The organism is Dyella sp., assembly GCF_035486915.1.
Lineage (GTDB): Bacteria > Pseudomonadota > Gammaproteobacteria > Xanthomonadales > Rhodanobacteraceae > Dyella_B.
Window position 1 is genome coordinate 1 of sequence record NZ_DATHMR010000135.1, and the last position, 11,850, is coordinate 11,850.

At 57.9% G+C, this 11,850-nt stretch carries 8 protein-coding genes and 1 pseudogene; 3 read left to right on the forward strand and 6 right to left on the reverse strand.

The genetic code is table 11. The features are described from left to right. The coding region (locus tag VK725_RS10735) for a M1 family aminopeptidase (RefSeq protein ID WP_325318046.1) at positions 1–1,967 on the reverse strand (1,967 nt) is incomplete at its 3' end. 762 nt (positions 1,968–2,729) lie between these two features. Continuing rightward, the gene (locus VK725_RS10740) at positions 2,730–3,299 is read right to left on the reverse strand and encodes an NAD(P)H-dependent oxidoreductase (RefSeq protein ID WP_325318047.1); all 570 of its coding nucleotides are present in this window, start codon (positions 3,297–3,299) and stop codon (positions 2,730–2,732) included. 105 nt (positions 3,300–3,404) lie between these two features. On the opposite strand from VK725_RS10740, the gene VK725_RS10745 reads away from it, so the two are divergent. Continuing rightward, positions 3,405–3,758, forward strand: coding sequence for a helix-turn-helix domain-containing protein (locus tag VK725_RS10745; RefSeq protein ID WP_325318048.1), 354 nt, complete (start codon positions 3,405–3,407; stop codon positions 3,756–3,758). A 514-nt stretch (positions 3,759–4,272) separates the two neighbouring features. Here the strand turns inward: VK725_RS10745 and VK725_RS10750 are convergent. From VK725_RS10750 to VK725_RS10765, 4 genes are all read right to left on the reverse strand, one after another. Next, complete coding sequence (locus VK725_RS10750) at positions 4,273–5,490, reverse strand: AGE family epimerase/isomerase (protein ID WP_325318049.1); 1,218 nt, start codon at positions 5,488–5,490, stop codon at positions 4,273–4,275. Then, positions 5,487–6,464 carry a carbohydrate kinase gene (locus VK725_RS10755; protein ID WP_325318050.1) on the reverse strand — a complete coding sequence of 326 codons (978 nt, stop codon included), beginning with the start codon at positions 6,462–6,464 and terminating at the stop codon, positions 5,487–5,489. Before VK725_RS10755 ends, VK725_RS10750 begins: the two co-directional genes overlap by 4 nt. Positions 6,465–6,539: 75 nt before the next feature. Further along, positions 6,540–7,868 carry an L-fucose:H+ symporter permease gene (fucP, locus tag VK725_RS10760; protein ID WP_325318051.1) on the reverse strand — a complete coding sequence of 443 codons (1,329 nt, stop codon included), beginning with the start codon at positions 7,866–7,868 and terminating at the stop codon, positions 6,540–6,542. Positions 7,869–7,886: 18 nt separating this feature from the next. Beyond that, the gene (locus VK725_RS10765; RefSeq protein ID WP_325318052.1) at positions 7,887–8,939 is read right to left on the reverse strand and encodes a LacI family DNA-binding transcriptional regulator; all 1,053 of its coding nucleotides are present in this window, start codon (positions 8,937–8,939) and stop codon (positions 7,887–7,889) included. A gap of 151 nt (positions 8,940–9,090) precedes the next feature. Here VK725_RS10765 and VK725_RS10770 point away from each other — a divergent pair, with 151 nt between their 5' ends. Both VK725_RS10770 and VK725_RS10775 read left to right on the forward strand, forming a co-directional pair. Next, the gene (locus VK725_RS10770; protein WP_325318053.1) at positions 9,091–11,430 is read left to right on the forward strand and encodes a GH92 family glycosyl hydrolase; all 2,340 of its coding nucleotides are present in this window, start codon (positions 9,091–9,093) and stop codon (positions 11,428–11,430) included. A gap of 111 nt (positions 11,431–11,541) precedes the next feature. Continuing rightward, positions 11,542–11,850 (forward strand): annotated as a pseudogene (locus tag VK725_RS10775) (histidine kinase); the annotation flags it as partial.

Here is an 11,850-nt window from a genome sequence, read left to right on the forward strand (position 1 = left end):
GTAAAGGTGTTGTTGCTGCGATCGACATCCGGAATCACATGATCCGGATCGATGGTGGCCGACTTCACCGCCTTGCTGCCATCCACGCGAATCACATAGCTACGGTGCATCATCCAGGTTTCCACCGGAACGCGAACGTCCTGCTTGCTGCCGTCGGTGTAAACCACTTCCAGCGTCGAGGGCATCACCAGCTTGTCCAGATTGGCGACGGTGACGAGCGCACCTTTGTGCCAGTCGCCATCCACGGCAGCCACGTCTTGCACAGCCAGATCCAGCTTCCAGTTGTATTCGTACCAGCCGCGCCAGAACCAGCTCAGATCTTCGCCCGTTTCGCTTTCCATGAAGCGGAAGAAATCCGACGGGCTGGGATGCTTGTAAGCCCACGTCTGGATGTACTTGCGGAACGCCGGATCGAAACGTTCCGGCCCGATGATCTGCTCACGCAACAACACCAGACCGTAAGCGGATTTGAAGTACGTCACCGGATGACGATATTTCTCCGGAATCTGATCCGCACGTGTCAGCAACGGCGGTGTATCCGCATCGGTCAGCACCTTGACGATTTCCTCCGCGGGATTGCCATGACCTGGCGCATATTCCGGATCGCGCTTGGGCGCGTATTCGCCGCGATTGAAGTTGTCCGCTTCATACACGTCGATGAAGGTGTTGAAGCCTTCATCCATCCACGCGTTGCGGCGCTCGTCGGTGCCGACGATCATCGGGAACCACGTGTGACCGATTTCATGCGCGATTAGCGCATGCAAATCGCTGCCCTTCGCTTCTTTGGAGTCGAACGTGATGCTCGGGTATTCCATGCCGCCCGCCGAACCCGCTTCGTTGATCGCTACCGTGTAAGGGTAGGGATACCACTGTTTCGAGAAGTATTCGGTAGATGCCTTGACGTATTCGGTAGCACGCCCCCATGCACCGTTGCCGGCGCTTTCGACGGGATAGGCGGATTCGGCCAGCGCCGTCTTGCCGTTCGGCAGATTGATGCGCGCTGCATCCCAGATAAAGGCTTTCGACGCACCGAACACCGCATCGCGGCTGTTCTGAATGCGGAAATGCCACGTCAACGTGCCACTTTGCTTGGGACGCGTGTTGGGATCGTCTATTTCATCGGCCGAGCGAATCATCACGGTCTTGTCGCTGTGACGCGCTTGCTCCAGCCGCTGCAATTCGGTCTTGGTCAGCACGTCCTGCGGATTGAGCAGGTCGCCGGAGCCGACGACGATCATGTCCCACGGCACCGTCACCGAATAATCGTAGTCGCCGTATTCGAGATAGAACTCGTTATTGAGATACGGATCGGTCGTCCATCCACGCAGATCGTCGTACACGCACATGCGCGGATACCACTGTGCGATCTCGAAGATGTCGCCGTTCTTGGTCGGGTTTACATCGGTACGGCCGCCGAATTCACCTGGCACCGTGTAGTAGTAATTGATGTGCAGACGCAGCTTGCCGTCGTGCGCTTTCAGCGCTTCGGGCAAGCGCACCTGCATGCGCGTGTCGGCAATCACCCAATCGGCTTTCTGCAGTTTGCCGCCGGCGCCTTCGACTTCGACGGAGACGATATGCTCGCCGTCGGTGAATTGGGTCGGAAATTTGCCGGCACCGAATGCGCCACGCGCATCGGTGCGATAACGATTCTGTTCCACCTGCAGCCACAGCACGTCGAGGTCATCCGGGCTGTGGTTGGTGTACGTGATGACTTCCTCGCCGGTCAGCTTGCGTGAGGCCGGTTCGAGCGTCGCCTTGATCTGATAGTCCGCGCGGTTCTGCCAGAACAGCGGTCCCGGCTTGCCGCTGGCCGTGCGGAAGGCGGTGGCCGATTGCGGATAGACGAACGGCGCAAACGTCTGCAGCGGGTTATAGCCGGACGTGGGTGTGTCGGTGGCGGACACGCCAGCGGAAAAGCATAGGCTGACGAATATCGCGCCGCAAAGCGTCTTGGAGGTTTTCATGAAGGGCCCTGTAGCAATGGGGATTGCGCCGTCCTGGCACCGAACCGCCGACGGTAATGCAACCCGGCGAAGCAACGCCAGTGTTGGAAGGAATAGGCCGGGCACAAAGCCTTTCTTGTGAATCTTGGATAGGGGGTGGCGCGGGACCGCTGCCTCGATACTGACGCAATAAAATAAGCGATCGGAGTGCGACTCTGACTGTTTTCCTACACCTATGTGTAGGCAGTCACCGATTTTCCGGGACCGTTTTCCGTCGCCTTCAGCGTTCACGAAATTTTAGAGTGTTCGCGAACCGCAGGGCCAGTCTTTCAGACTGGTCTGATATTTCCTGGCGCGGCCGGGGCATAGAATTGTGGGCCGATAAATAAATAGGAGCTTATCCAGGCGGTTTGCGGCGATGAAAATGGGTCGAAGCCCTTTTCTACTTTTTTGATGGTAGTCCATCGCTTTCAAGCGATCGTGACGCTGAATTTGGCATCGGTGCTAAGACATGGCTATCAGGGCGCTTCGAAAGGAGACTCCTGGCCGTTCCGATATTTGCGTTCTTGTAATTACAAACCGTTACTCAAGTAAAGGAGCTTGCAGCCTTGTTATATGGCAATGAAAGAACGGTTCCAGGTTCGCTTATCCCGACACGAGCACCTAATTCTGATTCTTGGGTCGACGCGTTGACTGCAAACGAGCGCAATGTGCAAACGAGTCGGTAAGTGAACCTGGAACGTTCTTCCACGCGAAATCGAGATTGGCTATAAAAGCCTAACCTCACCCCTGTTTTGCGTGAGATTTGCTCGCAATTTTCTTAATGTATTGTTGATATTGCGCTGCGCTCAACTCAAGCTCTTCTGGAGAATATTTATATTCAGCTCCATGAAAAGCAAAGATTGGGAGTGGTTCCGCATTGACGTACTTAATGGTTAGCTGAAGAGGCCTGACTAACTCTTCCAGAGTGGAGATATAGCGTCCATTCCTATCGTAGTCGACTGCCTTGATGCCTGTGGAAATGGCAAGGCCTATCCGCTTTCCGGTGAGTTTTCTGTCTGTGTCACCGCTGCCATAGGCAAAGCCACGAACTAGTACATCATCCAGCCATTTTTTCAGTAATGGCGGAGTGCTGAACCAATAAAAAGGAAACTGAAAGACGATGTTGTCATGACTAAGCAGTAGCTGCTGTTCGGCTGTTACATCAATTGTGTCGTCCGGGTATTGTTTATGCAATTGATGGATGGTGACAATATCCCGATTTTTTTCCAATTCTTGCAGCCATCTCTTGTTGACGGACGACTCGTCGATATTGGGATGGGTCACAATAACTAATGTCTTAGAAGTCTTCATGACAGGTACTTGTAGAAAAAAGCAGAGGAGCAGTCAGGCTAGCGAGGAATTAAACGCCTGCAAAGTAGGTACTTTTTCGTTCCATAGAGAGAAAAACGTTATTTTATGAAATCCGAGGAATTCAAGTTTCCCATAGCCGCAACGGTCTATCTGATTGGTGGAAAATGGAAGTGCACCATTCTTTGTCATCTTTTTTCCCAGCCGCAACGTCCCGGAGAATTGCGGCGTTTAATCTCTGGAATTTCGCAAAAAGTGCTGACCGAGCAACTACGAGAAATGGAAAATGACGGCGTCATCGAACGCATTGTTTACCCTGAAATTCCTCCCCGGGTTGAATATAAATTGACTGAATTCGGATTGTCGCTCGACGGAGTTATTACTGCGATGTGCAACTGGGGAGTCGCTAATCTTGAATTAATTACAGACGCTCGCCGTCGTCGCGAAGAGAGTGACAAATAGAATAAATATCTACTTAAATTTATTCAGAATTTCTTGGCTTGCATTCATCTCCGGAAGATTGATGTCCCTTTGCTCGCGGGAAATGGAGTCTCTTCTGCTGATTCGGTTGCTGCTGCCGCTCGTAGATGCAAGACATGTTCTGCTGGCGAAATGCGACCTGATGGAACCGGTCATCGCCCGTCCAGCTATTGACCATAGAATTCATCGGCACCGCGACTTTCAGTGCAGGCTGCGGATTCGCCAGCGACATCGGCGGTTCAAGGCTGTCGTCGCATCACCTTGTGATTCAGGCTGCAACGTGTGCACGTCAAGAGTGCTTCGACGGCAAATTTCTCAGAAGGCCAACGCGGCGCGGAACGACCTATATAGGTAACGACCTATAAAGGTGTCGCAAGCGTTCCTCGCGCAGCTTCGGGCGCAGGAGAAGTCACATCGCTTTTGAGAGTTCCAAATCATGGGGCCATGACTTGGAACTCTGTTGCTTCCTATAGCGAAAGCCAGTCTGCAGTCGCTATCAGGGCGTGCCGCCGGACCGGATCAGGGCAAGCACTTCGTAGCACGCGCCCATGGTGTGGTAGTCGGTTTTACCGGCAGGACTTTTCTCGTCGCTATAGGAGCGATTGTCCCGCGTGAGGATGCGGAACCACGCGCCGTAGCGATGATCCACCAGATGCTCCCACGCATAGGCCCACAGCTTCCCATACCATTCGTCATAGACGGGCATGTTGGTGTGCGAGTGGAGCAGGGCGGCCGCGGCTAGCGACTCGGCCTGCACCCAGAAATATTTGTCGTCGTCGCAGATCTTGCCGTCCGGCGCGAAGCCGTAGCACAGGCCGCCGTATTGCTTGTCCCAGGAGCGCGCCACGGCCGTGTCGAATAGGTGACGTGCGGTGGGTACCAGCCACGTTTCTTCGCGGCCGCGCTCCAGCAACAGCGGCTCCATGATCAATAGCAGTTTCGCCCATTCCGTTTGATGTCCAGGCTGGAAGCCCCACGGGCGGAACAAATGTTTCGGGTCGTCGCGGTGGTAATCCCAGTCGATCGTCCAGTCCGTGTGGTAGTGCTCCCAGACCAAACCGCCGGCGAGTTCGGCCTGACGGCGTGTCATCGCGTGGGCGAGGGTCAGTGCGCGATCGAGATAGCGCGGGTCGTCGCTCGCCTGATACGCCGCAAGCATCGCTTCGCACATGTGCATGTTGGAGTTCTGGCCGCGATAGTCGCTGAATTTCCAGTGCGCATCGGCTTCGTCGCGATAAAGGTCGGCGCTTGGATCCCAATAGCGCTGTTCCAGCAGATGCCAGGTTTCATCCATCCACCCGGCCGCTTCGGAAATGCCGGCTTTCAGCGCGGTGGAATAAGCGAGCAGGACGAACGCAACGCCGTAAGCGTGATTGGTGCGGTCTTCCGGCTTGCCGTCGCGAATGGTCCATGCGTAACCACCGGTTGCCGGGTCGCGATGCACGTCGCGCAGATAGCGCAAACCGTGTCGCGCCGCGCGAATGTATTCATCGTTGTCGAATTCGATCGCGCCCATCGCATAGTTGAAGACGAAACGCGTGCTGCTCACCAGGTGACGGTGGCTGGTGTCGTACACCGTGCCGTCATCGCGGAAATAGTGAAAAAAACCGCCCGCAGGATCGATGGCGCGCGGGTGATAGAACGCCATCGTTTTCGCGATGTGATCGCGCAGAAACGCTTCGGAGCGGAAATCCGGCAAATCCGGCGTTGTCATGCGTGTGTCTCCATAAAATGCTCAACCTCGACCCTATCAGGCATGGCCGCAAACGAACCGTGCTTTGTCACCGCTAACGCGCCGCAAGCGCTTGCGAAGCGCAGCGCGGCGTGCAGACGTGGCAACGTGCCGATCCAGGCATCGAGGTTTTCAGTGGTGATGTCTTGCTCGGCGAGCTGATGCAGGAAGCCGCCGACGAAAGCGTCGCCCGCGCCCGTGCTGTCGACCATGGGAACGTTGTAGCTAGGCAGCTCGCCGTCTGCGTCCGGGTGATACCAGCGCAGCGCGTGCGGGCCATCCGTAACGACCAGCAAACGCGTGTGACCGCGCCACAGGCGATCGAGCATTGTCTGTTCGCCTTCGACGGCGAGCCAATCGAATTCCTCGGCGCTCAGCTTCACGATATCTGCCTGATGCAACGCAGGCCATGCGTAGTGGCGAGGTTCGACACCCATCGGCCAAAGCGCCGGGCGCAAGTTCAGATCGAAGCTGACCAGCGCGCCTGCACGACGTGCGCGATGCATGGCTTCCATCGTTGTGGCTGCGAGATTTGGATCGGTAAGGCTGTTGGAGCAGACGTGAAACGCAGCCGTGCCGTCGAATGTTTGTGCGCGAAAATGCTCAGCGCGAAACAGTAGGTCTGCCGCTGGCGGCCGATAGAAACTGAAGCTGCGTTCGCCGTTCGGATCGAGAGTGACGAAAGCCAGCGCCGTATTCGCTTCGCCAGTACGCGCAACATCTATCGTGTCGACGCCAAGTTCCTGCAGGCTGTGCAGCAGAAAATCACCGAAGCGATCGAGCGCGAGCATGCCGGCAAAGCGCGAATGGCTACCCAATCGCGCAGCAGCGACGGCCACGTTTGCCGGCGCACCGCCTGCGAAAGGCAGGAACTGGCGCGCGAAACCGTGGCCATCGTTACCCTCGCCGTGCATATCGATCAACGCCTCGCCGAAGCAGAGGATGGAACGTTTCATCAAGTAAACCCCAGTACGTCATGAAGCCGCGTGCCTTCGCGGCGGACGAGTTGCGTGATAGTCAACGGTCGGCGCTCACTGTTGTGCGTCGACCGGAGCAGTGCGGATAGTCGACCCGCGCATTCCATAGAAAACGATGTAGGCGTAACACAGCAACGGCAGAAAAAAGGCGTGTTGAATGCCAATGTTGTCGGCCAGAAAACCTTGCAGGAACGGCAGCACGGCGCCACCGACGATCGCCATGATCAGCAGGCTCGATGCTTTGCCGGTCAGTGGGCCCATGCGCTCGATACCGAGCGAGAAAATCGTCGGGAACATGATCGAGTTGAACAGGCCGATCGCCACGATGCTGTACATCGCCGTATCGCCGCTCGTTGTAATGGTGGTCAGCAACAGCAGGATGTTGACGCTTGCGAAAATGGCCAGCAGCTTGCGCGGCGAGAACGCAGCGAGCAATGCAGAGCCCAGGAAGCGACCGATCATCGCGCCGCCCCAGTAAAGCGACACGTAGTGCGCGGCTTCCTGATCGCTCATATGACCGATGCTTGGCTGCGCCAGGTAATTGACCATGAAGCTGCCGATCGATACTTCAGCGCCGACATAGAAGAAGATGCCCAGCACGCCGAACAACACATGCGGATAACGCAGCGCGTCGAGCAAGGTGTGACGGTCGGTGTCGGCCTTTTCCGTGGTTTCTTCCAGCGGAGGCAGACGAAATATCCACACGAACACAGCAAGCAGAACCAGCACTACCGCAAGGCCAATGTATGGCGTTTGCACCGACTGTGCTTCCTGCGTGCGGTAAAGCATCTGCTGGCTGGCAGAAAGACTGGCGATTTCGCTGGCGCTTTTAACTTTCGTGGAAAGTATCAGCAAGCTGCCGAACCACGGCGCGATCGTCGTGCCGAGCGAATTGAGCGCTTGCGCCAGCGTCAGACGGCTGGAGCTGGTTTTCTCCGGCCCGAGCAACGCGACATACGGATTGGCGGCAACCTGCAACACCGTAATGCCCGTAGCAAGCACAAACAGTGCGCCGAGAAATGCCGGATAAAGCCGCAAGCCTGCAGCCGGCCAGAAACCTACTGCGCCGATGCCGGCGATGATCAATCCCGCAACGATGCTTTTCTTGTATCCCAAATGAGCCACGACTCGTCCGGCCGGTAGCGACATCAGGAAATACGCGCCGAAGAAAGTGAACTGCACCAGCATCACTTGCGCGTAGCTCAACTCAAAAACGGCTTTGAGGTGCGGAATCAAGATGTCATTCAGGCACGTCAGAAAACCCCACATGAAAAAGACTGTGGTGATGACGGTCAATGCAAGTGGGTAGTAGGTGTATCGGTTGTCTTCGGAGCCTGTCGTCTTCACCGCGGAAGATGGCGACGTTGGAGCAGTGAAAGCCATGATGAATTTCCGTGTGAATCAGGCGTGGTGTGGCGGAGAACTGCTGGCACGCACCAGCAGTTGCACGGGAACGATGGTCTGTCGGGACGACGTGGAGGGTTCCTGCAAGCGTTGCAGAATAAGTTCCGCGGCTTGACGTCCTCGTGCACGCGGCGTTACGGCCAGCGTGGTGAGCGGCGGAGCGCTGACGGCGGCTTCGGCAATGTCATCGAAGCCGGTCAACGCGAAATCGCGACCCGGTTGCAATCCGCGCTGATGCAAACCCAGCATCAGACCCAATGCGACCGCATCGTTGTAGCAAACGGCGGCGGTCGGCGCGTTTTTGCCTGCGAATAACTGCTCGCATTGCGCCACCGCGTCGAGGCGGTTAGGAAGGCACTCGACCATTCCGTTCGGTTCAACGGACAAGCCGGCGGCCTGCATCGCCTCGTTGTAACCCGCGCGACGTTGACGGCACGAGCTCGAACCGCCGTGGCCGCCGTAAAACACGATGCGTTTGTGGCCTTGCGCAATCAGATGTTCGGTGGCCAGACGAGCGCCGCGTTGATTGTCCAGCGTCAGGCGATCCCAGTGGGCACATGCCGCCGTGTTGCCGCTGACTTCGCGGTTGAACAGCAGCACAGGCGTTGTGGCGCCTACAGCGGCGAGCAGCTGCGTGGCGTCGCTGCCTTCAGCGGGGGAGAGAATGATGCCCGCCGGGCCATGCTCCATCAGCGAACCCAGCACCGCCAGCTCGCGCTCGGTCGATTCGCTGGTGCTACCCAGCAGCGTGACGTAGCCGGCATTTCCTAGAATTTCGTCGACACCCGCGGCAAATTCGGCGAAGAACGGGTTGGCCAGATCGTTCAGCACCAGCGCGATGCTGGACGACGTGCGCCGGCGCAGATTCGCCGCGGCACGGTTATAGACATAACCCTGCCGACGCAGCTCCTCCTCGACCCGAGCGCGCGTATGCTTGTTAACCAAGGGGCTCCCGCGCAGGACAAGCGAGACCGTTGCGCGGGAGACGTCGCAACCCGCAGCAATGTCGCTAAGTGTGACCTTACGGCCGACCGGCGATGTGTTCCCCATTTATGCCCAGTCCTTGCTTTTGGAACGATCCAAATTTACCTGAAACGGCAGGTTTGCGATCACGCAGTGCAGCATGCGGACGAAATCGGCCAGTGTTAGTTTGCGCCATTTAGAACGATCCAAACTCCCCTCCCCACGGATTTGAGCCCCGATGAACCGCTTTCTGCTTTGTTCTTCGCTCTTCGTACTCACTGGATGGCTGAGTGTAGCGGCTGCCAGCGCCGCTGCGGCGCCGGGCGGTCAGCACGCTGGCGAAGTGGACCCCCGTATCGGCACCGGCGGCGATGGCCATCTGTTTCCCGGCGCGACCGTCCCCTTCGGCATGATCCAGCTCTCGCCCGACACCGCTATGCCGGACTTCAAGCACGCCTATAAGTGGGCGGCCGGCTACCAATACGGCGATCCGACCATCATGGGCTTCTCCCACACCCACTTTTCGGGCTCGGGGCACTCCGATCTGGGCGATGTCCTGGTGATGCCTATCGCAGGCGATGTGAAGCTCGATCCAGGCGATGAGAAAGTGCCCGGCAGCGGCTATCGCTCGCGCTTCGATCACGCCACCGAAGTGGAGCATCCCGGCTACTACGCGGTCACGCTCAGCGACTACGGTGTGCGCGCCGAGCTCACCGCCACGCAGCGCGTGGGCTGGCACCGCTACACCTTCCCGATTGGCAAGCCGGCGCATGTGTTGCTCGATCTGCGTCCGAGCATCTACGACTATCCGGGCAAGGTGCTTTGGTCGAACCTGCAGGTGCATACCGATGGCACCGTCACCGGATGCCGCACGACACGCGGCTGGGCACCGGGGCGCGAATTGTGTTTTGCGATGCGCTTCAATCAGCCGATGACCTCGCGCGAGCTGTACAACCGCGAGACGGATCTGGTTTACAAGGGCTTCAAGGGACCGGGCTATCAGCCGGCCGATCAAAATGCCCAGAACGGCCGCGCCATCGTCGGCGTGTTCGACTTCGGTGAACTGAAGCAACCGTTGCTGGTGAAGGTTGCTATTTCATCGGTCAGCGAAGCGAACGCCGTCGCCAATCTCGACAAGGATGGTCAGGGCTGGGCGTTCGATCAACACCGCGACGAAGCCAATGCCGCGTGGAACAAGGCACTCGCCGCGATCGATGTCGATGGTTCGCCGACACTGCGCACGCAGTTCTACACCGCGCTGTATCACTCGATGATGGCACCGAATCTGGCGATGGACGCCGATGGCGAATATCGCGGCCCCGATCATCAGGTGCATCGCGCGGACGGTTTCAATTTCTATTCCAGCTGGTCGATGTGGGATGTCTACCGCGCGCAGCAACCGCTGCTGATCCTGCTGCATCCGGATCGCACCGTCGATTTCGTGCGCTCGATCATTGCCGCGCAGGAAGCCAGCCCGTTCCACATGCTGCCGGTGTGGGCGTATGAAGGCCTGGAAACGTGGTGCATGACGGGCTATCACGCCGTCGCCATCATCTCCGATGCCTATATGAAAGGCATTCGCGGTTTCGATGCCGACAAAGCCATGCATGCGATGGTGTCGACGGCCACCTACGGCGATTACGGCGATCTGGCCGATTACATGAAGCTCGGCTACGTGCCCATCGACAAGGAAGTGGAGGGCGGTTCCAAGACGCAGGAATATGCTTATGACGACTGGGCCATCGCGCAGATGGCCAAGGCGATGGGCAAGAACGACATCTACAACACCTTCGAAAAACGCGCGACGTACTGGCGCAATGTATGGGATCCGAAAACCGGTTTCATGCGCGCGAAGTTGAGCAACGGCCAGTTCCGCGAGCCCTTCGATCCAACCAGTGCGGGCTACGGCGACGACTACACCGAAGCCAACGCCTGGCAATATTCCTGGTACGTGCCGCAAGACGTCGCCGGCCTGATCGCCGCGATGGGCGGCGAGAAGGTCTTCACCGACAAGCTCGACCAGATGTTTGACGCCAAGGTCGACCCGGCAATCTTCAAGGACGTGGAAGACATCACCGGCCTGATCGGCTGGTACGCGCACGGCAACGAGCCGAGCCATCACATTGCCTATCTCTACGATTACGCAGGCGAGCCGTGGAAAACACAGCAGCGCCTCAAGCAGATCATGGATAACGAATATGGCCCTGGACCGGCCGGCCTGATCGGTAATGACGATCTCGGCCAGATGTCTGCCTGGTACATCTTCACGGCGCTGGGTTTCTATCCCGTCACGCCTGCCAGTACCGAGTACGCCATCGGTCGCCCGTTCGTGCCGCGTGCGGCGATCCACCTGAGCAACGGCCACACCTTCACCATCACCGCGTCGCCGATGGATAACGACCATCCCTATGTGGGTGCGGTCACGCTCAACGGTAAGCCGCTCGACCGCGTGTACTTGAAGCACGCCGACATTCTTGCCGGTGGTGAATTGCATTTCACGATGCAGGCCCAGCCAAACAAGACATGGGGGCAGGATATTTCCTCACGTCCGACGGCGATGAGCCCTTACACGCGCTAACCCTTCACATTCCCGCGCAGTGACCAGCCCTTCCAGGGCTGGTCAGTGGCGTGCAAAACTGCGCAGAATGCATGCATCATGCCGGATGTGCAGCGGTAGCAAGGGCCGTCAATGATCCGTGGGAAGGTGCGACAAGTAGCGGCCCTGCGCTGGCGTACTGCCGGCCTGCTGCTTGCCGTACTCGTCATAGTGGCGCTTCCCTACATGATTACCCGCGGCGGCGCCCAGCAATCCCTGGCCGCCGGCGAGCGGGTGACTCGCTCTGCGGAAGTGGAGGCGACGGTCTATCGCATCGCCGACCAGACGCACGATAGCGAGTCGGCCATTTTTCATTTGCTTGAGAACGATCCTTTCGCGCACGCCCAGGGCGTTGCACAGAGCGCGGAAAAAACGGTGCCCCCGCTGCTGGAAAGACTGCGC

What these genes read in the sequence shown, in the direction of transcription:
- VK725_RS10740 (WP_325318047.1), bottom strand. Translation starts at nt 3,299, where the DNA reads ATGAAGACTTCTAAGACATTAGTTATTGTGACCCATCCCAATATCGAC.
- VK725_RS10770 (WP_325318053.1), top strand. Translation starts at nt 9,091, where the DNA reads ATGAACCGCTTTCTGCTTTGTTCTTCGCTCTTCGTACTCACTGGATGG.
- VK725_RS10755 (WP_325318050.1), bottom strand. Translation starts at nt 6,464, where the DNA reads ATGAAACGTTCCATCCTCTGCTTCGGCGAGGCGTTGATCGATATGCAC.
- VK725_RS10750 (WP_325318049.1), bottom strand. Translation starts at nt 5,490, where the DNA reads ATGACAACGCCGGATTTGCCGGATTTCCGCTCCGAAGCGTTTCTGCGC.
- VK725_RS10745 (WP_325318048.1), top strand. Translation starts at nt 3,405, where the DNA reads ATGAAATCCGAGGAATTCAAGTTTCCCATAGCCGCAACGGTCTATCTG.
- fucP (WP_325318051.1), bottom strand. Translation starts at nt 7,868, where the DNA reads ATGGCTTTCACTGCTCCAACGTCGCCATCTTCCGCGGTGAAGACGACA.
- VK725_RS10765 (WP_325318052.1), bottom strand. Translation starts at nt 8,939, where the DNA reads ATGGGGAACACATCGCCGGTCGGCCGTAAGGTCACACTTAGCGACATT.